17 protein-coding genes are annotated in these 21,034 nt (G+C 74.9%); 9 read left to right on the top strand and 8 right to left on the bottom strand.

The features are described 5' to 3' along the window. Positions 1-1,538: LCP family protein (locus tag ACFWOG_RS28025; RefSeq protein WP_380361458.1), on the bottom strand; the 1,538-nt coding region annotated here is incomplete at its 3' end. A gap of 176 nt (positions 1,539-1,714) precedes the next feature. Between ACFWOG_RS28025 and ACFWOG_RS28030 the strand changes: the two genes are divergently transcribed. After that, positions 1,715-2,755, top strand: coding sequence for a glycosyltransferase family 2 protein (locus ACFWOG_RS28030; RefSeq protein WP_329950808.1), 1,041 nt, complete (start codon positions 1,715-1,717; stop codon positions 2,753-2,755). 118 nt (positions 2,756-2,873) lie between these two features. Then, the gene (locus ACFWOG_RS28035) at positions 2,874-3,587 is read left to right on the top strand and encodes an acyltransferase (protein WP_380361461.1); all 714 of its coding nucleotides are present in this window, start codon (positions 2,874-2,876) and stop codon (positions 3,585-3,587) included. 153 nt (positions 3,588-3,740) lie between these two features. On the opposite strand, the gene ACFWOG_RS28040 is transcribed toward ACFWOG_RS28035, so the two are convergent. The 3 genes from ACFWOG_RS28040 to ACFWOG_RS28050 all read right to left on the bottom strand — a co-directional run bounded on the left by ACFWOG_RS28040 (position 3,741) and on the right by ACFWOG_RS28050 (position 7,950). Further along, positions 3,741-5,444, bottom strand: coding sequence for an LCP family protein (locus ACFWOG_RS28040; protein ID WP_380361463.1), 1,704 nt, complete (start codon positions 5,442-5,444; stop codon positions 3,741-3,743). 214 nt (positions 5,445-5,658) lie between these two features. Then, positions 5,659-6,999 (bottom strand): LCP family protein, encoded by a 1,341-nt coding sequence (locus ACFWOG_RS28045; protein WP_380361465.1) that lies wholly within the window; start codon positions 6,997-6,999, stop codon positions 5,659-5,661. A 159-nt stretch (positions 7,000-7,158) separates the two neighbouring features. After that, a complete protein-coding gene (locus tag ACFWOG_RS28050; protein WP_329882765.1) occupies positions 7,159-7,950 on the bottom strand; it encodes a TIGR03089 family protein in 792 nt (263 codons plus the stop codon). Positions 7,951-8,053: 103 nt separating this feature from the next. Here ACFWOG_RS28050 and ACFWOG_RS28055 point away from each other — a divergent pair, with 103 nt between their 5' ends. After that, the gene (locus ACFWOG_RS28055; RefSeq protein ID WP_380361467.1) at positions 8,054-9,370 is read left to right on the top strand and encodes a peptidoglycan recognition protein; all 1,317 of its coding nucleotides are present in this window, start codon (positions 8,054-8,056) and stop codon (positions 9,368-9,370) included. A gap of 107 nt (positions 9,371-9,477) precedes the next feature. Here the strand turns inward: ACFWOG_RS28055 and ACFWOG_RS28060 are convergent, their stop codons facing one another. Beyond that, on the bottom strand, positions 9,478-9,969 hold the full coding sequence (locus tag ACFWOG_RS28060; protein WP_380361469.1) for an SgcJ/EcaC family oxidoreductase: 492 nt from the start codon (positions 9,967-9,969) through the stop codon (positions 9,478-9,480). A 39-nt stretch (positions 9,970-10,008) separates the two neighbouring features. Here ACFWOG_RS28060 and ACFWOG_RS28065 point away from each other — a divergent pair, with 39 nt between their 5' ends. The 3 genes from ACFWOG_RS28065 to ACFWOG_RS28075 are packed head-to-tail and all read left to right on the top strand — an operon-like array spanning position 10,009 to position 11,687. Beyond that, positions 10,009-10,944 carry a DNA-3-methyladenine glycosylase 2 family protein gene (locus ACFWOG_RS28065; protein WP_329950814.1) on the top strand — a complete coding sequence of 312 codons (936 nt, stop codon included), beginning with the start codon at positions 10,009-10,011 and terminating at the stop codon, positions 10,942-10,944. Between the two features lie 45 nt (positions 10,945-10,989). Further along, positions 10,990-11,244, top strand: a complete 255-nt coding sequence (locus tag ACFWOG_RS28070) for a type II toxin-antitoxin system Phd/YefM family antitoxin (protein ID WP_380361472.1) — start codon at positions 10,990-10,992, stop codon at positions 11,242-11,244. Then, positions 11,241-11,687 (top strand): PIN domain-containing protein, encoded by a 447-nt coding sequence (locus tag ACFWOG_RS28075; RefSeq protein ID WP_380361474.1) that lies wholly within the window; start codon positions 11,241-11,243, stop codon positions 11,685-11,687. Before ACFWOG_RS28070 ends, ACFWOG_RS28075 begins: the two co-directional genes overlap by 4 nt. 34 nt (positions 11,688-11,721) lie before the next feature. Here ACFWOG_RS28075 and ACFWOG_RS28080 read toward each other — a convergent pair whose 3' ends face one another. The 3 genes from ACFWOG_RS28080 to ACFWOG_RS28090 all read right to left on the bottom strand — a co-directional run bounded on the left by ACFWOG_RS28080 (position 11,722) and on the right by ACFWOG_RS28090 (position 14,758). Further along, positions 11,722-13,014: a coenzyme F420-0:L-glutamate ligase gene (locus ACFWOG_RS28080; RefSeq protein ID WP_380361476.1), complete on the bottom strand. Its 1,293-nt coding sequence runs from the start codon at positions 13,012-13,014 to the stop codon at positions 11,722-11,724. Continuing rightward, entirely contained in the window at positions 13,011-14,021 is a 1,011-nt protein-coding gene (gene cofD / locus ACFWOG_RS28085; protein ID WP_329950816.1) for a 2-phospho-L-lactate transferase, read from the bottom strand. Before cofD ends, ACFWOG_RS28080 begins: the two co-directional genes overlap by 4 nt. Positions 14,022-14,089: 68 nt before the next feature. Then, the gene (locus ACFWOG_RS28090) at positions 14,090-14,758 is read right to left on the bottom strand and encodes a cysteine dioxygenase family protein (protein ID WP_329882772.1); all 669 of its coding nucleotides are present in this window, start codon (positions 14,756-14,758) and stop codon (positions 14,090-14,092) included. Between the two features lie 619 nt (positions 14,759-15,377). Between ACFWOG_RS28090 and ACFWOG_RS28095 the strand changes: the two genes are divergently transcribed. The 3 genes from ACFWOG_RS28095 to ACFWOG_RS28105 form a co-directional block, all read left to right on the top strand. Next, positions 15,378-15,647: a WhiB family transcriptional regulator gene (locus ACFWOG_RS28095; protein WP_030310813.1), complete on the top strand. Its 270-nt coding sequence runs from the start codon at positions 15,378-15,380 to the stop codon at positions 15,645-15,647. Positions 15,648-15,917: 270 nt separating this feature from the next. After that, positions 15,918-19,808, top strand: a complete 3,891-nt coding sequence (locus ACFWOG_RS28100) for a glycosyltransferase (RefSeq protein ID WP_380361479.1) — start codon at positions 15,918-15,920, stop codon at positions 19,806-19,808. A gap of 6 nt (positions 19,809-19,814) precedes the next feature. Beyond that, the coding region (locus ACFWOG_RS28105) for a DUF5719 family protein (RefSeq protein WP_380361481.1) at positions 19,815-21,034 on the top strand (1,220 nt) is incomplete at its 3' end.

Below are 21,034 nucleotides of genomic sequence, written 5' to 3' on the forward strand. Positions count from 1 at the left end.
GGCGGCGGTGCCGCCACCGCCGCCGAGGGACTCACTACCGAGGGACTCACCGTCTTCGCGCCGAGCGACGGGCTTGCGGGCGGCGGGCTCCCGAGCGGCGGGCTCCCGAGCGAGGGGCTTGCGGGCGGCGGGCTTGCGGCCGCCGGGTAGTCCCCGCCCACGTACACCTGCAGCGTCGGCCCCAGCCCCGGGACGGGCGTCAGCTCGGCCTCCGGCAGCGCGCCGGACAGCGTCCGGGCCGACTCGGCCCAGCGCGGGTCGTACCGGATCACGCTCCGTCCGCCCGCCGTCCCGACCGGGGCGTTGGACGGCGCACCGGTGGTGGCGAAACCGGCCCGCCGCAGATCGGCGTCGGCCCGGGCCCCCAGCCCGGCGACCCCCGCCGCGTTGAACACCTGGACGTGCACCTGCTCGGGGGCGACGGCCGGCACCGCCGTGGGCGTCGCCGGCGGCGTCGCCGCGGCCGGTCCGGAAGCGCCGGACGGCGCGGCGGAGGCCGTCGCCTCCGTCGGCGGCCGTCCGGCCCGTACCGCGTCGAACAGCGCCCGCGCCCCGGCCCGGTCCCAGAGCACCGTCGAGCCCCACCCGGGGACCTGGTGGTCCACCGCGGACAGCGGCACGGTCGCGAAGTCGGCCCGCCCGGCGGTGAGGTCCTTCATCCGGGTCGCCAGGGTGATCAGGTCGTCCGCCGTGAGGCCCTTGTCGGCCTTGACCGAGCCGAGGACGCTGTCGGTCACCCGGGCCAGCCGGACCGGGCTGAGCAGGGTGCCGCCGCTGGTCAGCTGGTGCAGCAGCTGGGCGACGAGCTTCTGCTGCCGGTGCATCCGGCCCAGGTCGGAGCTGCCGTCCAGGTGCCGGGCCCGGACGTACTTGAGTGCCCCCGCGCCGTCCAGGGTGCTGGTGCCGGCGGGCAGGTCGAGGCCGGAGTACTCGTCCTTGAGCGGCTTGGCGGTGCAGACCCGCACCCCGCCGACGGCGTCCACGGCGGAGACGAACCCGGCGAAGTTCACCTGTAGGTAGTGGTCGATCCGCAGCCTGGTGTTCTGTTCGACGGTGGCGACGGTCAGCTGCGGTCCGCCCAGCCCGTACGCGGCGTTGATCCTTCCCTTGCCGACCGGGACCTCCTTGCGGGTGACCCGGTCCCGGTGGGCGGGGATGTCGACGTAGGAGTCGCGGGGGATGCTGATCACAGTGGCCCGCGAACCGTCCCCGGAGAGCTGGACGATCATCATCGTGTCCGTGCAGTGGCAGGACTCGCCGCCGGCGTGCAGCACGTCCTTGAGCGTCCGCTCCGGGATGCCGTCACGCTCGTCGGTGCCGACCACCAGGAAGGTGGTGGAGCCGTCGTCGGCCGGCCGGGCCTGGTCGTTGCTGAAGGCGTCCACCCGGTCGATCGAGCCGAGGCCGTGCAGGAGCGCCCAGCCGCCGCCGGAGGTGGCGAGGACGCTGAGGGCGATGCCCGTGGCCAGCCGGCGGGGCCATGGACGGTGCCGTCGGGGCTGGGCCCCGGACCGGGCGTAGAGGGGGGAGACGGGCATCTCTCGGATGGTAGGGGCGCCCTCCCCCGGGCCGGGTGAGGGCGCGCCGTGGCCTGGGAGTACGGTGGGCCTCGATCGGTGAAACGTTCCTCCGGCCGCCCCGGACCCCGGGGCCTGCGGAGCAGCCCGGACCGGGACAGGACGGCGGCCCGCCCGCACCGGTACGGTTGGCCCCGATGAACACCAAGGCTGCTGAGGAGCTGCCGGCGGTCTCCGTGATCATGCCGGTGCTCAACGAGGAACGACACCTGCGCACGGCCGTCCGGCACATCCTGGAACAGGACTACGCCGGCCCGATGGAGGTGGTGATCGCCCTCGGTCCGTCCTCCGACCGCACCGCGGAGATCGCCGCCGAACTGACCGCCGAGGACCCGCGGGTACGCACCGTGGAGAACCCCACCGGTCGTACGCCCGCCGGGCTGAACGCCGCCATTCGCGGCTCCAGCCACCCGATAGTGGTCCGCGTCGACGGCCACGGCCTGCTGACCCCGGGCTACATCACCACGGCGGTCCGGCTGCTCGGCGAGATGGAGGCCGCCAACGTCGGCGGCGTCATGCACGCCGAGGGCGAGACCGAGTGGGAGAACGCGGTCGCCGCCGCGATGACCTCCAAGATCGGCGTCGGCAACGCCGCCTTCCACACCGGCGGCCTGGCCGGTCCGGCGGACACCGTCTACCTCGGGGTGTTCCGGCGCGAGGTGCTGGAGCGGCTCGGCGGCTACAACGAGGAGTTCGTGCGCGCCCAGGACTGGGAGCTGAATTACCGCATCCGGCAGGACGGCGGCCTGGTCTGGTTCACCCCGCAGCTGCGCGTCACCTACCGGCCGCGTCCCGACGTCCGGGCGCTGGCCAAGCAGTACAAGGACTACGGCCGCTGGCGCCGGGTGGTCACCCGGTACCACAAGGGCTCGGTCAACCTCCGCTACCTCGCCCCGCCGGCCGCCTTCCTCGGCGTGGTGCTCGGGCTGGTCCTCGGCGCGGCCGTCCACCCGGCCTTCCTGGCGGCGCCCGGCGCCTACCTGCTGGGCATCACCGGCGGCGCGCTGGTCGAGGGGCGCGGCCTCTCCGCCAAGGCCAAGGCGATGCTTCCGGTGGCCTTCGCCACCATGCACCTCAGTTGGGGCTTCGGCTTCCTCACCTCGCCGCGCTCGCTGGCCCGCAAGGTGATCGGCAGCAGCGCCCCGTCTCCCGGCAACGTCGTCGCCGAGCGCCGCTGACCGCGCCGCCGGCCCCTACCGCCCCACCGCCCCACCGCCCCACCGCCCCGTGCGGTGATCCGGCCAATCCCGCGGACCCGCCCTCCCGTCCCCCCGCCCGGCGCTATCGTCGGGCGCCATGGGGACAGTCGAGGGCGGGTCCGCCGCCGTTGCCCGGGTCGAGGCCAGCGCCGACGTCGACGACCGGGCCGTGCTCGGCCCCGGCACCACCGTCTGGCACCTGGCCCAGGTGCGTGAGGACGCGGTGATCGGCGCCGAGTGCATCATCGGCCGGGGTGCCTACGTCGGCCCCGGCGTACGGATCGGCGACCGGGTCAAACTGCAGAACCACGCGCTGGTGTACGAGCCGGCGGTGGTCGAGGACGGCGTCTTCGTCGGCCCGGCCGCGGTGCTCACCAACGACCTCTACCCGCGCTCGGTGGACGTCGACGGCCGGCTCAAGCGCGGCGACGACTGGGACGCCCGTGGGGTGACGCTCCGCCGGGGCTGCTCGATCGGTGGTCGTGCCGTCCTGGTCGCCGGGGTGACGGTCGGCCGCTGGGCGCTGGTCGCCGCCGGTGCGGTGGTGCACCGGGACGTCCCGGACTTCGCGCTGGTGGCCGGTGTCCCGGCCCGTCGGATCAAGTGGGTCGGCCGGGCCGGCGAGCCGCTGGAGCCGGCCGGCGAGGGCCGGTGGCGCTGCCCGCGCACCGGTGAGGAGTACCGGGAGACGGACGGCGTGCTCACGCCCGGCGAGCCAGAGCCAGATCCAGAGCCAGAGCCGGACCCGGAGTCGGCCCCGGACCCGGCCCCGGCCCCGGCCCCGGAAGCGCCGCCGCCACATCAGCCGTAACACCCGCAGCATCCCCGGCGCTCCGCACTCCGGGAGCGCCGAGCAACCCGACGGACCCAGGCGCGGACCCGGACGCGGACCCGGGCGCGGACCCTGGCGAGGGCCAGGACGCGGACCCTGGCGCAGGTCCTGGTCCACACGGCCGCAGGAGCGCTACTTCGCGCAGACGTCGGTGTCGTCCGCCTGGACCCGCTGGAGGTCCTTGGGCGCCTCGGTCGGCACCGCGCTCGGCGTCCCGACCTGGGCCTGGGCCGTCGGCAGGTCCTTGCCGAGCACCACCACCAGCCCGTCCTTCGCCCCCGCCTTCGGGTCCGCCTTGACCGCGTCGGCCGGCAGGCCCAGCGCGGTGGCCAGCGCGGCCGCCTCGTCGGCCTTCCCGACCGGGTGGGAGACCGTGGTGGTCGGCACGGTGGTGGCGTTGGCACCTGTCGCGGCCTTGGCGAAGCCCTGCGTCCGGAGCCGGTCCACGGCCTGCTGTGCCTGTCCCGGCGTCCCGGTGCCGTTGCGCACCGTCACCCGGACGCTTTTCGCGTCCGCTGCCGCCGCGGCCGTCGAGGGAGCCGCCGCGGCAGCGGACGACGGGGCGGCGGACGGTGCCCCGGACGCGGGTGCGGTCTCCGGAGTCGCGGGCGCGGCCGTCCCGGTCAGCGACCGGTCGTTCCCGATCATCGAGAAAAGCTGCCCGGCGTCCGGCTGCTTGGCCACCAGCCGGTTCTCGTCCGCCGGGTCGTCCACCACCGGCACCGTGGCGAAGGTGATGTGCTCGGTGTCGACCTTGCTGACGTCCAGTGCGAGGTCCTTCAGCTTGTCGACGCTGCCGATCCCCGAGTCGGCGGTGAGCGCCTTGGTGGCGGCGTCCGCGAGCTTCCACAGCTTGGCCGGGTTGGTCAGGGTGTCGCTGCTCTTCACCGCGCGGATCATCGAGCTGATGAACTGCTGCTGGAGCGGGATCCGGGTGAGGTCGCCGCCCAGTCCGACGGCGTGCCGGGTGCGGACGAAGGCGAGTGCCTCGTCGCCCTGGACGACGTGCCGGCCCTTGCTCATCTTCAGGTGCGAGTCCGGGTCGTTGATGTCCTTGGCCGCGCACACCTCGACGCCGCCGACGGCGGTGGAGAGCGTCTTCACGGCGTCGAAGTTGACCATCACGAAGTGGTCGACGCGGATCCCGGTCAGTTTCTCGACGGTCTTCCAGGTGCAGCCCGGGTCGCGGCCTTCCTGGCCGAGGCTGTTGTTGAACATCGTGCGCGCAGAGCCGGGGATCGTCTTTCCGTCCGCGGTCCGGCACTCCGGGACTTCCACCATCAGATCGCGCGGAATGCTGATCGCGGTCGCATTGCTGCGGTCCTTGGCCACGTGGAACAGCATCGTGGTGTCGGCGTGCCCGGCGCTGCCCTCGTCGCCGTACTCGCGGCCCAGGCCCTCCCGGCTGTCGGTGCCGATGACCAGGACGTTGAGCGCGTCACTGGTGGCCTTGGGCCGTTCCGCCTCGTCGCCCAGCTGCACCTTGACGGCGGTGATGTTGTTGTTGAAGTGCTGGTACGCGTAGTAGGCGCCGCCACAGCCCGCCACCAGGACCAGCGCGCCGATCCCGCCGGTCCACTTCAGCAGCCGCCGGCGACGGTTGCGCTTCCTGGCGCCGGCCCGGCGGTGGGCGGCGCGCCCGCCGGTGCGGGCCTGGTGCGGGACGGTCGCGGGCGTCCCGCCCGCCCCGCCCGCCCCGTCCGCCGCGGTCGGTCCGGGCCGGGCACGACGGCGCTGGGCGGGGATGCCGGCGGCCGGGTCGAGCCGGTACTGGCCGGTGTCCGGGTCGAGCACCCACTGGTCGGCGGGGTCGACGTCGTGGCTGTCCTGCTGCACGGGCTTTCCCCTCCCTCCGACCGGTCCACCGGCGGTTCGCGAATTGCGCGACCGACTCGGACACCCTAGACGAGCCGGGTGGGGGAATTGTTCCTGGTGTGATCTCCGCCATGTTCGCGCACCGCAATTCCGCAGGTGAATCGAGTCCTGGGAATTGTCGGGGAGAACCTGCGAAGATCATGATCCGTACACGAAAGTGTGACCTGACCCGAGGTCAATGCACGGTGCAGGCGTCCACGTCGGCGGTCCGCCCTTCGAAGGACGGGGGAGCCGTCGCGGTCGGCGACGCCCCGGATGCCCGCTCGGCGCCGCCGCCCGGCCCGGCCGCCGCAGCGTCCGCCTCCGCCCCGGCCGCCGCACCGACTGCCGTGTCGGCCGCACCGGCCGCCGCCTCCGCCGCGGAGTCCGCCGCCGCAGCGGCCGGGGCGCCCGCCGACGCGCCGGCCCCCGGGGACGGAAGGGCCGTCGCCGCGGGAAGGGCCGTCGCCGACGGAAGGGCCGTCACCGACGCGAGGGCCGCCGCCGAGGGGCCGGTCCCTGCCCCCGGTGAGGCCCCCGCCGAAGGGGTCGACCCCGGTGGCCGGACGGTCACCGGCCGGTCGTCCCGCAGGGCCGTGAACAGCTGCGTGGTCTGCGGCTGCACGAACTCGTCCCGGTCCGAGTCGAACCGGTACGGCCGGCGCGGGGCGGTCAGGAACACCACGTCCGACGACGGGATGCCGCGCAGGTCCTGGGTGAGGTCGTACAGCGCGCCGAGCGAGGAGAGGCCGCTGTCGGCCTGGACGGAGGAGGTGGCCGCGTCCAGGACCGGCCACAGCTTGGTGGGGTTGAGCAGCACGTCCTGCGACTGGGCCTTGCGGATCAGCGCCGCCAGGAACTGCTGTTGACGCCCCATCCGCTGGGTGTCGCTGCCGTCGCCGAGGGTCTCCCTGGCCCGGACGTAGCCGAGGGCCTGCTCGCCGCGCAGGGTCTGGCGCCCGGCGAGCAGGTCCAGTTTGGCGTCCTTGTCGTGGATCGCCTGCGGGACGCACACCTCGACCCCGTCGACGGCGTCCACCATGCGCTTGAACCCGGCGAAGTCGAGGATCACGTAGTGGTCGATGCGGATGCCGCTGAGCTGTTCGACGGTCCGGATCGAGCAGGCCGGGCCGCCGGTCTCGAAGGCCGCGTTGAACTGCATCAGGCTCTGGCGGCTGCGGGTGCCGTCCGGCTTCTGGCAGGCCGGGACGGTCACCATGACGTCCCGCGGGATGGAGACGGCGGTCGCGTGGTGCCGGTCCGCCGCCAGGTGCAGCAGGATCGTGGTGTCCGAGCGCTGGCCGCCGGCCGTGCCGTAGGTGGCGTTGGCACCGGTCCGGTCGTCGCTGCCGATCAGCAGGATGTTCTCGGCGCCCCGGGCCCCGGCGGTCCGGCTGGGGCGCTCGGCCTCCAGCCGGGCCAGCAGCTGGTCGGTGGTGGAGTCGGTCCGAATGTTGCCGTCGAGCTTGCGGTAGGCGATCCAGAGCAGGGCGCCGCAGGCGACCAGGACGAAGGCGAGGGCGCCGGCGGTGATCATCAACCACCGTCGGCGCCGTCGCCGGGGCGCGGTCGGAGTGTCAGGAGCGTCCGGGCCCGGAGTGCCCGGGCCCGGATCGTCGGGGTTCTCGGTCGGGGGGTGCTCGGTGTCGTCCTCGGCCATGGCAGGGATCCCTACCCGCCGGGCCCGGACCGGGGGTTACCCGAGGCGCAGTGTCACCCGTTCGGATTCCACCCGCTTCTCCCACTGCTCGGCGCTCAGGCCGTCCGAGTTGCGGCAGAGCACCACCGACGCGCCGGCCGCCAGCGGAGCCAGCAGGCCGGCCTCCAGGCCCGTCCAGCCGTCGTACGAGAGGGTGGAGAGCACCCGGTCGCCCGGCTGCAGGCCGAGCCGGGCCGCGCCCTCGCGGGCGAGCCGGACGGTCTGGTCCCCGGACAGCTTCAGCGGCAGACCGTCGACGAAGGTCTCCAGCGCCGGTGCGTCCGGGGCGACGGGGGAGTAGGGGGCGAACCGGTCGCCCTGGCCCGGCACCTCGGCGGCGTAGTCGAGGAAGCCGTCCGGGCGTTGCGGGAACCGGCCGCCGAGCGGGCGCAGGGCGAGTGCCACCCGTTCGCCCTCGCACGCGTGGGCGGCCTCCAGGCCGTCAGGTCCGCTGACCACCAGGTCGGTGGTCGACGGGTCTCCGGCGGGCAGCGCCACCACTCCGACGGACCAGCAGGCCAGCAGCCATACGGCGCTCTGCCAGTGGGCCGGTAGCAGGAGGGCGGCGCGGTCGCCCGGGCCGGCGTTCAGCTCGTCCTGGAGCAGGTTGGCGGTCTTGGCCACCCAGTTGTCGAAGGTCCGGGCGGACAGCTCCACCCGTTCGCCGGTGGCGTCGTCGTAGAAGGTGACCAGCGGGGCCGCAGGGTCGACCGAGGGAGTGCCACCTCGCAGGAATGCGTGCAGCAGCTCGACGGGGGTTTGGGCATCGGCAGCGAAAGGCGCAGTCATGGTGCGCCCCAGCCTACGGCCTTCGGGTGGACGACCGGGAGGGTGGTGGAGCAGGTGCGGAGCGGCGTGGCGCTCGGGGCGGTTTGAGGTGAACATCCCGTTTATGCGCATCTTTTCCCCGATCGTCCTGCCCGCCGCCCTCCGTTCGCTGCCCGGCCTCCGTTCCCTGCCGGTCCTCCGGCGCCCGTCGGCCCACCACCCCCCCGCCGCCCGCCGTTCCCCGTCCGCGTACCGACCGCCGCCCGCCCGTGCCGCCCGCCGGCCCGTCAGTTCCCACCGCGGCGCCGTCCCCGCCGCCCTGCTCGCCGGCTGCACCGCCGCCCTGCTGCTCCAACCGGCGGCATCCGCCGCGTCGGCCGGCCCGTCCGCCCGGATCCGGACCTCGGCGGGCGGCGGCTCGGTCACCACCCTGCCGCTGACCGCCGGTCATCTCCTCACGCCGCGCACCACCCCGCGGTTCGAACTGCTCGGCGTCGGCTGGGACGGCCCCGCGAGCTCGCTGGCCGGCGGTACCGTCCGGGTCCGCACCCGGGACGCGGCCACCCGGGTGTGGAGCGGCTGGCACGAGCTGGAGACGGACGGCGAGGACGGTCCGGACGGCGCGGCCCACGGCCCGGACCGTCTGCCGCGCGGTGCGACGGCACCGCTCTGGACCGGGCCGAGCGACGGGGTGGCCGTCGAGGTGCTGCCCGGTCCCGGCGGTCTGCCGGCCGGGCTGCGGGTCGACCTGGTCGACCCGGGGCACGGCGCCGACTCCGCGGCCGTCCGGACGCTGCCCGCCGAACCCCCGGGCGGCGGTCGACGGGTGGGTCACCAGGCGCCGCGGCCCGGGATCGTCACCCGGGCCGGCTGGGGCGCCGACGAGTCCATCCGCGAGGCGGAGTTCGCGTACACCGGTGCGGTCCGGGTCGTCTTCGTCCACCACACCGCCACGGCCACCGCGTACGAGTGCGCGGACGCGCCCCGGGTGATCCGGGCGATCTACCAGTACCACGTGCAGGGCAACGGCTGGCGGGACATCGGCTACAACTTCCTGGTCGACCGCTGCGGCACCGTCTACGAGGGCCGCGCCGGCGGCACCGACCTGCCGGTGCACGGCGCGCACACCCTGGGCTTCAACACCGACTCGGCCGGCGTCGCGGCGATCGGCACCTACGTCACCGACGTCCCGCCGCAGCCCCTGCTGGACGGCCTGGCCGGGATCTCCGCCTGGAAGCTCGGTCTCACCGACCAGGACGCCGCCGGCCGTACCCAGCTGGTGTCCGGGTCGAACGCCAGCCGCTACCCCCTGGGGACGAGGGTCGGCTTCGACGCCGTCTCCGGCCACCGCGACGGCTTCAACACCGAGTGCCCCGGGGCCGCCCTCTACCCGCTGCTGCCCGACCTGCGGACCCGGGCCGCCGCGCTCCAGGGCCGCTGACCCCCCGGTGCCCGCCGGACCCTTCCGCCGCCCGCACCCCCGCGCGCCCCACCGCCGGGGTGCGGGCGGCGGGGCGAAGGAGACGGCGATCAGGTGCCGCCCCGGCGTCACTCCGGCCCCGGCCCCCGCCCGGTCAGCCCCCGCAGCTCCGCCGTCAACGCCTGCGCGAGGTCCGGCCGCAGGTCGTACCGGGCGGGGGTGTTCTGCAGCAGCGTGATCCGCCACCCCGCCCCCGCGTTCACCGCGATCACCGTCTGCACCGCGTTCAGCGCCGGGTCCGGGTCCTCCGCGTCGTCCGGCACCAGCCCCGCCACCGCGTCCAGCTGCGCGACCCCCGGCCCCAGTGCCCGGACCCGCCGCACCTTGGCGACGTACTCAGGGGTGGCGTGGTCCGTGAAGATCCGGCCCGGTTCGGCGGCCATCGCCGATCGCCCGCTGTGCCGGGTCCCGTCGAACCCGATCACCTCGCCGTCCGCCGCGAACGGTCCGGCGAACGCCGAACCGTCCCGCAGGTTCCACCCCTCCAGGGCCCGGCGGTAGAGGGCCCGCACCGCGCTCCGGTCCCCCGGGGAGAGCTCCGGCAGCCGCGTATCGTTCATACCCCCATGGTCGGGGGCGAGCGATGGAGGTGCACGGCGATGAACGGCGCAGTCGCGACGGTGGAGGGCACCGCCCGCCGCTGGCGGCCCGGTTTCCCGCTGGACGCGGCCCGGACCCTGCTCCCGCTGCGCCGCGGCCCCGCCGACCCGTCGTACCGGACCACGGGGGACGGCGCGGTCTGGCGGGCGTCCCGCACCCCGGCGGGTGTCGGCACCCTGCGGGTGCTGGCCCGCCCGGCCGAGGGCGCGGTCGAGGCGAACGCCTGGGGTCCGGGCGCCGAGTGGCTGCTGGACCGGCTGCCCGTCCTGCTCGGCGCCGAGGACGACCCGGCGGGCCTGGTGCTGCCGCCCGGTCCGCTGCGCGACGCCCAGCGCGCGGCGGCGGGGGTGCGGCTGGCCAGGACCGGCCTGGTCATGGAGTCGCTGGTGCCGGCGATCCTGGAGCAGAAGGTCACCACCAGGGAGGCCTACCGGGCCTGGCGCACCCTGCTGCGGGACTTCGGCACCCCGGCGCCGGGCCCGGCCGAGGACATGTGGGTGGCGCCGTCGGCGCGGGAGTGGGCCATGGTGCCGAGCTGGGAGTGGCACCGTGCGGGTGTGGACCCGAAGCGCTCGGCGACGGTCCAGCGGGCCGTCCGGCTGGCACCCCGGCTGGAGGAGGCGTCCGCGATGGACCACACCGCCGCCTTCGCCCGCCTCACCGCCGTCCCCGGGATCGGTGTCTGGACGGCGGCCGAGACGCTGCAGCGCAGCAACGGGGATCCGGACGCGGTCTCGGTCGGCGACTTCCACCTCCCGAACACGGTCGGCTGGGCGCTGGCCGGCCGGGTGCGCAGCGACGACGCCCAGATGCTGGCCCTGCTGGAGCCGTACCGTCCGCACCGCCACCGGCTCTGCCGCCTGCTCGCCTCCACCGGCGCCCACGCACCCCGCTTCGGCCCCCGCCTCGCCCCCAACGACCACCGCCACCGCTGACCCGAACTCACTCCGCGGTGTACTACGCCGTAGTACCGTGGGTGCATGGAAGCAACCATGCGGGAGCTGAACCAGCAGACGGCCCGGGTGATAGGAGCCGTCGAACGCGGTGAGACGGTGACCGTCACCAAGGACGGCCGCCATGTGGCGACGATCGTGCCGCCGAGCCTGGCCGAACCCGTGTACCCGTTCCGGACCGATCCGATGGGGGACGAGGTCGACGACATGCCGGTCGTCGGCGGTGGCGGCGGCCGCATCCTGGCCGACCTCGACCGGCTCATGGAAGGCTTCGGCGAATGACGGCGGTCGCGGTGGTCGGGGACACCGGCGCCCTGCTCGCCGCCTACGCGGGGGACGAACCCGATCACGTCGCCTGCCGAAAGGCCCTGCGGACCGTGGGCCATCTGGTCATCTCGCCGCTGGTCCTCGCGGAGCTGGACCACCTGGCCACCAGGGCGCTCGGCCCGGCCGGGGCGATGCGCATCCTCGACGACGTGATCGACAAGTGTGCCGTCGGCCGTTTCGAGGTGCCGGAGGTCGCCTCGCACCTCGCGGCGGCCAGGGTCGTGATGCGCAGGTACCCGGCGCTGAACGTCGGCCTGACCGACGCGGTCAACGTCGCGTTGGCAGCCGAGTTCCGCACCGACGCGGTGTTGACGGTCGACCGGCGCCACTTCCGTGCGATCCGGCCGTTGAGCAACCACGACGCCTTCCGGCTGCTGCCGGACGACCTCGGCAGCTGATCCCGGCGTCGGCCGCTCCCGTGTCGAGGTGCGGCTACCGCACCTCGACGAACGCGTCGGCGGTGCGCTCCGGGCGGCTGCGCGGCGGCTCCGCGGGGCGGCCGACGGCCACGGCGCCCATCGGGTCCCAGTGACCGGGGAGGTCCAGCACCTCCCGCACGGTGTCGCGGCAGAACATGGTGGAGGAGACCCAGGCCGAGCCGTAGCCCTCGCCGGCCAGGGCGACCAGCAGGTTCTGCACGGCGGCGCCGATCGCGACGGTGAACATCTCCCGTTCGGCCGCGGTCCGGCGCGCGTCGGGGTAGTCGTGCGAGCCGTCCATCACCAGGCAGGGCACGACCAGGTAGGGCGCGGCCCGCAGGACGTCGCCGCGGGCGGTACGGCGGGCGATCTTCTCCTCGTCCCAGCCGTCGAGTCCGGCGAGGTCGCGTCGCCAGGCGGCGAGCATCGCGTCCAGCAGCTCGGTCCGCACCGAGGGGGTCTCCAGCAGGACGAACCGCCAGGGCGTGGTGTGGTGCGGTGCGGGTGCGGTGACCGCGGCGGCGACGGCGCGCCGGACGGCGCCGGGGTCGACCGGTTCGGAGGTGAAGGCGCGGACGGTGCGCCGCTGGGTGACGGCCTGTCGGACCGCTTCGGAGGTGCCGAGCCGGAACATGTCCTCGGTGGCGGGGCGGATGATCGGCCGGACGCCCTCGCCGTCCTCGGCGGTGACGAGGTGGCCGAGGCCGCGGACCACGGCGACCGGGGTGCCGGTGGCCTTGCCCTTCACCAGGTCGGCGGCGGCGGCGAGCTCGTCGGCCGTGGCGGTGACGGTGAGGGCCAGTTCGTTGCCGTGCGAGTCGGTGCGGCCCCGGTGGTCCTCCAGGACGGGCAGCCCGGCGGCGCCGATGGCGACGTCGGTGAGCCCGTTGCGCCAGGGGCGGCCGAAGGTGTCGGTGACGACGACGGCGAGCCGGCGGCCGGTCAGCTGCTGGAGGCGGGCGCGCAGGGCGCGGGCCGAGCCGTCCGGGTCCTCGGGGAGCAGCAGGACGGTGCCGGGGGCGGTGTTGGAGGCGTCGACGCCGGCTGCGGCCATGACCAGGCCGTTGCGGTTCTCGACGATCCGGATGCTGCCGCGCCGGGCGATCACCCGGACGGTCTCGGCGTCGATCGCGGACTCCCGGTCGGCGGCCCGGAGCACCCGGCCCTCGGCCTTGCTGATCACCTTGGAGGTGACGAGCAGGATGTCGCCGTCCTCGTACGCCGCGGCCTTGGCGATCAGTCCGGCGAGGTCGGAGCCCTCGTCGATCTCGGGCAGTCCGGTGACGGGGAGGACGGTCAGGGTCACGCGCGCACCTGCTCGGCGAGCGCGAGGGCGGCCCTGGCCATCTCGGCGGTGGTGGGGACGTCGGTCATCAGCAGCGGGACGGCCCGGCAGGCGATGCCGCCCGCCTCGACGGCGGCCACGGAGGCCTCGTCGGCGGTGTCGACCAGCCAGCCGTCGAGCAGGCCCTCCCGGTGTCCGGGGCCGCCCTCGTCCGTGCCGTCCCGCAGCGCCGCCCTGCTCCCGTAGTTCAGCGCGACGGCCTCGGCGGTGGCCTCGACGCCGACGGCGGCGAGCACCTTGTCGGCCATGCCCCGGACGGGCGCGCCGCCGATGATCGGGGAGAGCCCGACCACGGGGGCGGTCGCGGCGGCCACCGCGGCGCGGATGCCGGGCACGGCGAGGATGGTGCCGATCGAGACGACCGGGTTGGACGGCGGGAAGAGGATGACGTCGGCGGCGGCGATGGCCTCCAGCACGCCGGGTGCGGGCTTGGCGGTGTCGGCGCCGACCGGGACGATGGCCTCGGCGTCGACGGCGGCGTGCAGCCTGACCCAGTACTCCTGGAAGTGGATCGCCCGGGTGCCCTGCTCGTCAGTGATCCTGACATGGGTCTCGATCCGGTCGTCGCTCATGGGCAGCAGCCGCACGCCGGGCCGCCAGCGGACGCAGAGCGCCTCGGTGACCTGGCTGAGGGTGTAGCCGGCGGTGAGCATCTGGCTGCGGACGAGGTGGGTGGCGAAGTCGCGGTCGCCGAGCCCGAACCACTCGGGGCCGACGCCGTACTCCTTCATCTCGGCCTTGATCGACCAGGTCTCGTCGGTGCGGCCCCAGCCCTGTTCCTCGTGGATTCCTCCGCCGAGGGTGTACATCACGGTGTCGAGGTCGGGGCAGACCTTCAGTCCGTAGAGGTGGATGTCGTCACCGGTGTTGCCGATGACGGTGATCTCGTCCTCGGGACCGATGGCCTCCCGGAGTCCGCGCAGGAAACGCGCTCCGCCGATCCCGCCTGCCAGTGCCACGATGCGCATGCGCCCATCCTGCCACGCGCCGACGGGTCGTCAGCCCGACCCTCGACCGTCCGTGGCCGGGTCCCGGGTCAGTGGGCTCCGGCCTGCTCCTGCGGGTGCTGCTGCGGTTCCCGGTCGGCGTGCTGCTCGGCGTGCTGCTCGGGGACCGCGGCGCCGCCGTACTGGTTCATCGCGGTCAGACCGGGGGTGTACAGGTGGATGGAGACGGCCGGCTCCAGCGAGCCGTTGACCACCTCGTGCAGGTAGCCGGAGGAGAAGACGCGCTGCCCGCCGGGGCGCAGCGTCCGGGCGCCCTCGCCCGCGTGCGTGAGCGAGCGCTCGACCAGCTCGCCCCGGACGACGGTCATGACGCCGTTGGACTCGCCGTGGTCGTGGAAGCCGCTGCTCTGGCCGGGCAGCCAGCTGAGCAGCCAGACCTCGTAGCCGGGGCCGGTCTCCAGCCGGGCGTACCAGCGGGTGAGCGCGTCGTAGCGGACGAGCGGCTCCCAGCGGGAGCGGTCGGCGGCGATCTCGCGCACCAGCTGGGCGTAGCCGGCGACGGTGGTGGGGTGGCTTGGCAGGTCGGTGCGGGCGAGGTGGGGGAAGGCCAGCGGGTCGCCGGCGATGGAAACGTCGCTGAGTCCGTCCGTCCAGGCATGGGTCGGGCGGACCGGGGTAGCCGGGTGTGCGGCACCGGGACCGCGGTGGATGAGCTTGTTGCGGTCGCGGTTCCGCTTGCGGATGCGGATCATTCGCACGGGAGTCGTCCTCGGATGGCTGGTTCGTCAGGGGATCAGCCGGATCCGGGATGTCCTGGGGCGGGAATCGCGGGCGGCCTCTGTGCTTCCTGGGCGGCGCGCGGTGGGACGGCGGGCGCCTAGATACAGCGGCAGGAACAGAGGCGACAACAGGAGTTCACGGCACGGCGGAGCGTGGAACCGCTCCGGGGGCTGGCGAACTCTGACATAGGGGAAAGGAGACCGCATCCGCGGGTGCGGTGTCAACTCCGGAGAGCGGACATTCAGGTGATATCGGCCATGAACTAACCGATGGGGTGATAAATCACCCTCTATGTTTCGATGAGAAGATCGCCGGGAAGGCAGCCCGATGACCGGCCTGTGCAGGTGAGTGCGCGTCATTCGGCCCCTGATGGCGAACGGTTCATGAACGTTCGAGGCAATCGGGCGACAGGTCCCATGTGTCCGGTTATGTACACTATTCGTAACGGCTTGGTGCCGGGGAGTGAATCCTGGCCCCAATACCAGAGCTCGGCTTGACTGGGCCAGAGTGACGCAACTGTAATTTCACTCGTGTCGTCGGCCGCACGAGGCAACGGCAACCACGGGGACGCCAATAGGGGCAGAGGAGGCGCGCCACATGAGCGAGCTCTTTGAGCTGTTGATCGGTGACGGCATCGAAGAGGAGGAGGAACTCGGCTGGCAGGAGCGCGCGCTGTGCGCCCAGACCGACCCCGAGTCCTTCTTCCCGGAGAAGGGCGGCTCGACCCGCGAGGCCAAGAAGGTCTGCCTCGCCTGCGAGGTCCGTTCCGAGTGCCTGGAGTACGCCCTGGCCAACGACGAGCGGTTCGGCATCTGGGGCGGCCTCTCCGAGCGCGAGCGCCGTCGGCTCAAGAAGAGCGCCGTCTGACCGGTCCGGCCTCCGGGCCCGGCCACCGCTCCGGACCCTCCCGACCCTCCGCGAACCCCGGCGGCGACCGCGGCCGGACACCCGCACCGCCCTGAAGGCGCCTCACCCCGGTGGTGAGGCGCCTTCGCGTTCCCGGCCCTTTCTCCACGGCCCCTGCACCGCTCGCACGGACTCCGTGGACGGAGCGGCCACCCGGAGCCGTTAGTGTGGTGCGCCATCCGGTTGCCGTTCACCGGCTGTGTCCACCGAGAACTGGGGCCCGCGCACGCGATGACCGTCTACAGCCACCAGAGCGGACTCTCCGCCAGCAGGCCGCCCGCCTATCCGCGTCACCTGGTCACCGCCGTGATCGTCTCGCACGACGGCGCCCGCTGGCTGCCCCAGGCCCTCGCGGGCCTGCTCGGCCAGGACCGCCAGGTCCAGCGGATCCTCGCCGTCGACACCGGCTCCACCGACGACTCTCCGCGACTGCTCGCCGACACCCTCGCCGACTGGCTCCCGGAGAGCGGCCCGACCGTCCTCGGCCGCCGGGCGGGCTTCGGCACCGCCGTCGCCGAGGCCGTCTTCAACAGCCCGCCGCTGCGGCCCGAGGACCTGCCCTACCGCCTCGACCCCTCCGGCTACGACCCGGTCACCGGCGGCTGGGACGACTTCGGCGACCCGCTCGGCCAGGACGACGACCTCGGCCGCGGCGGCCCCCGGGAGACCCAGCCGATCGAGTGGCTCTGGCTGCTGCACGACGACTGCGAGCCGCAGACCGACGCGCTGCGCCGCCTCCTCCAGGTCGCCGACTCCACCCCCAGCGCCGCCGTGGTCGGCCCCAAGCTGCGCAGCTGGTACGACCGGCGCCAGCTGCTGGAGGTCGGCATCAGCATCGCGCGCTCCGGCCGCCGCTGGACCGGTCTCGACCGCCGCGAGCAGGACCAGGGCCAGCACGACCAGGTCCGCCCGGTGCTCGCCGTCTCCTCCGCGGGCATGCTGGTGCGCCGCGACGTCTTCGAGGAGCTCGGCGGCTTCGACAAGGCCCTGCCGCTGATGCGCGACGACGCCGACTTCTGCTGGCGCGTCAACGCGGCCGGCCACCGGGTCGTCGTCGCCCCCGACGCCGTGCTGCGGCACGCCGAGGCCGCCAGCCGCGAGCGCCGCGCCATCGACTGCGGCCCCGCCCACCCGCACCGGATGGACAAGGCCGGTGCCGTCTACACCCTGCTCGCCAACTCCAAGGGCGTGCTCTTCCCCTACGTCCTGCTCCGGCTGGTGCTCGGCACCGTGCTGCGGGTGGTCGCCAACCTGCTCGGCAAGGACCCGAAGCAGGCCTTCGACGAGCTGGCCGGCCTCGGCCACGAGCTGGTCCGCTTCCCCCGTCTGCTGGCCGCCCGCAAACGCCGGGCCCGGGCCCGCGCCGCCGACGCCCTGGACGACCGGACGCTCTTCCCCGCACCCGGAGCCACCGCCCGCCTCGCCGTCGAAAGTGTGGTCGGCTCGCTCGGCATAGGGGGAGCGGACGACGCCGGAGCCGGCCGGCACGGCTCGGTCGAGGCCGGCCCCGGCGACGAGGACGCCGAGGACCTGGTCGTCGAGCAGTTCACGCTGATCAAGAAGCTGGCCCGGCGCCCCGCGCCGGTCCTGTTCGCCGCCCTGCTGGTGTTCGCCCTGGTCGCCTGCCGCGGCCTGTTCGGCGGCGGCGCCCTCTTCGGCGGCGCCCTGCTGCCCGCGTCCGACGGCGCCGCCGGCCTCTGGTCGATGTACGCCGACGCCTGGCACCCGGTCGGCACCGGCTCCACCTCCGCGGCGCCGCCCTACCTCGCGGTGCTGTCGGTGCTCTCCTGGATCCTGTTCGACCACGCCGACCTCGCGGTCACCCTGCTGGTCGTCCTCGCCGTTCCGCTCTCGGCGGTCAGCGCCTACCTGGTCTCCCGGCCGCTGATCGACTCCAAGCTGGTCCGCGCCTGGGCCAGCGCCACCTACGCGCTGCTGCCCGCCGCCACCGGTGCACTCGCCCAGGGCCGGATCGGCACCGCCGTCCTCGCCGTCCTGCTGCCGCCGCTGGCCCGCGCCGCCGCGATCGGCGCCGGCCTCGGCATCCGCGCCGAGAGCGCCGCCAAGGGCGCCCGGCCGGGCTGGCGCCCCGTCTGGATGACCGTCCTGCTGCTCACCCTGGCCACCGCGTTCGTCCCGCTGGCCTGGGCCCTGGCCGTCCCGCTCTGCCTGGCCATGCTGGTCGCCGCGGTGGTCCGGGGCGGTGCCTTCGGCTCCGGCGTCGCCGCGCTGCGCCTGCTCGGCCTGCGCGTCCTGGTGATCCTCGCGCTTCCGGTGGCGGTGCTCGCCCCCTGGTCGTTCCAGGTGCTGTCGCACCCCCAGCGGCTGCTGCTGGAGGCCGGCCTGCCCGGCCCGCACGGCGCCGTCCCCTCCGCGGCCGGCCTGCTCATGGTCAACCCGGGTGGCGCCGGGGTGCCGCCGGTCTGGCTCTCCGCCGGTGTGGTGCTCGCCGCGCTGGCCGCCCTGCTCCGGGCCGACCGCCGCCGCGCGGTGCTCGCCGCCTGGGGCGCGGCCGGGGCCGGACTGCTCTTCGCAGTCGCGGTCGCCGGCACCTCGGTGACCCCGGCCTCCGGCGGCCCGGACATCCCCGCGTGGTCCGGCCCGGCCACCCTGCTGGCCGGCATCGCCCTGCTCGCCGCCGCCGCGATCGGCGCCGACGGCGCCAACACCCGCGTGGCCGGCATCGCCTTCGGCTGGCGCCAGCCCGTCGCCGCCCTGGTGGTGGCCGCCGCGGTGCTCGCCCCGCTGGGCACCGGCCTCTGGTGGGCGGTCACCGGCGCCGACGGACCGCTGCACCGGGCCCGCTCCGCCCAGGTACCCGCCTTCATCGCGGAGCAGGCCGGCACCTCCGACCGCTCCCGCACCCTGGTCGTCACCGGCGACCGGAAGGGCGGCTCGGTCAGCTACACCGTGGTCCGCGGCGCCGGGCTGACGCTCGGCCAGGCCGAGTCCACCGTCGACCCGGCCACCGGCACCACCGCGGGCCTGGACCGGACGGTCGGCAGCCTGCTGGCCGGCTCCGGCGCCGACCAGGCGGTCGCGCTCGCCGGGTACGGCATCGCCTACGTCCTGGTCGACCAGCCGCTGATCGGCGCCTTCAAGGACGTCCTCGACACCACCCCCGGCCTGGTCAAGGCCAACCAGGACGGCGGCGCCGCGCTCTGGCAGGTCGACGGCACCCCGGCGACCCGCGCCCTGATCACCGCCCCGGGCGCCGTCCCGGTGGTGGTCCCGTCCGGCGAACGCGACATCGCCACCACCGTCCCGGCCGGTGCCGAGGGCCGGGTCCTCCGGCTCGCCGAGGCCGTCGGCCCCGAGTGGCAGGCCACCCTGGACGGCACCGCGCTGGAGGCGACCACCGTCGACGGCTGGGCGCAGGGCTTCAAGCTCCCGGCGGCCGGCGGCAAGCTCGCCGTCACCCGGGAGGGCAGCCTGCTGCACACCGGCTGGATCTGGGCCCAGCTGCTGCTCGGCCTGACCGTCCTGGTGCTGGCCCTGCCCGGCCGGCGCAGCCACAAGGACGACGACCTCCCGGAGGACGTGGTGGCCGCCGCCGCACTGGCCGCCGCGGCCCAGGCGCAGGCCCCCGCCCCCGGCAGCCGCCGGGCCCGCCGGATGGCCGAGCGCGCCGAGGGCGGCGAGGCCGGCGACGGCCCGGAGCACGGCGACCCGGACGGCGGCGTGTACGAGGGCCGGCCGGGCGCGGTCCCGGCCCAGGCCGCCGGCGACCCGTCGGGCGGCGCGGTCCGGGCGGCCGCCGCCGCCCAGGAGTCCGAGCCGTACGCGGACCCGTACCAGGCCTACCAGCAGGCCGACCCGTACAGCTACGACCCCTACACCGCGCAGCAGCCGGTGGCCGCGCCGTACGGCGGCGGGGCGGGCTACGGGCAGGACGGCTACCAGCCGCAGGCCTACCCGCAGACCCCGGGCTACGACCCGTACCAGCAGCAGGAGCCGCAGGACCCGGCGTACGGCTACGACCAGTACCAGCAGACCGGGCAGCAGCCGTGGGTGCCGGGGCAGCCGCAGCCCGAGCCCTACTACGACCCGAACAGTCCGAATGACCCGAACGATCCGCACGGGCCGGGCCGGTACCCGCACCACCACGGATCGGGGAGCTGACCCGCGATGAAGAAGCCCGCGTTCAAGAAGAAGTCCGACCCGCAGACCGAGGGGGCCGCCGGGCAGTCCGGCGCCGCCCCGAAGGGCTCCGGCGCGGCGAGGACCACCCAGTCGCTGCTGGCCGCCGCCGTGGTGCTGGCGGCGGTGTTCGGGATCGCCTCGCTCCGCCCGCCGGCGACCCCGGCCGCGACCACCGCCACCGCCGCCTCGGCGCAGGTCGAGCGGACCTCGGTGGTCTGCCCGCAGCCGATCCAGGGCCTCACCGGCTCCACCGCGTTCACCGCCTACACCCCGCCGGGTGCCGGCGCGCCCGCCGCCGGCGGGGCCGGCTGGATCTCCGAGGCGGCCGCACCCGCCGCCGCCCCGCCGTCCGCGGCCCCGGCCACCCCGGCCCCGGCCGCGACCGGTGCGCCGACCGGTGCGCCGGCGACCGCCGCGCCCGCCGTCGACAAGAACGCCGCGCCCGCCGACGCCCGGCTCACCCTGGCCAAGCCGGGCACCCCGGTGACCGCCCCGGCCTCCAACGGCGACACCGCCCCGGGCGCCGGAGCCGTCGCCACCGGGGCACTCGCCCCCGGCTTCACCGTCACCCAGACCACCACCGTCACCGAGCAGCGCGGCCTCGGGCTCTCCGGTCTCACCTGCACACCGGCGGGCACCGGCTTCTGGTTCGCCGGCGCCTCCACGGCCGGGGACCGCACCGACTACGTCAGCCTGGTCAACGCCGAGTCCACCGCCGCCGTGGTCGACCTCAAGCTCTACGGCGACAAGGGCCTGATCGAGAACGACGCCGCCAACGGCATCACCGTCGCCCCCGGCAGCTCGCAGTCGGTGCTGCTGCCCACGATCAGCAGGGGTCAGGTCGCCGACCTGGTCGTACAGGTGGTCGCCCGCACCGGCCGGGTCGGCGCCGCCCTGCACGCCGCCGACGGCGCCAAGGGAGCCGACTGGGTGCCGGCCTCCGCCGATCCGGCGCCCACCCAGGTGCTCCCCGGGCTTCCCGCCGACACCTCGGCCGCCCGGCTGGTGGTGTGGGCCCCGCCGGAGGACGACGCGGACCTGAAGATCCAGCTCTCCGGCAAGAACGGCTGGTTCACCCCGGCCGGCAACGAGTCCGTCCACGTCAAGGCCGGCACGGTGGTCGCCGTCGACCTCGGCAAGGTCACCCGGGACGAGGAGGCGGGCCTGCGCCTGTCGCCCACCGACGACAAGCACCCCACCAAGGC

Origin of the sequence: Kitasatospora sp. NPDC058406 (assembly GCF_042722765.1) — a bacterium.
GTDB lineage: Bacteria > Actinomycetota > Actinomycetes > Streptomycetales > Streptomycetaceae > Kitasatospora.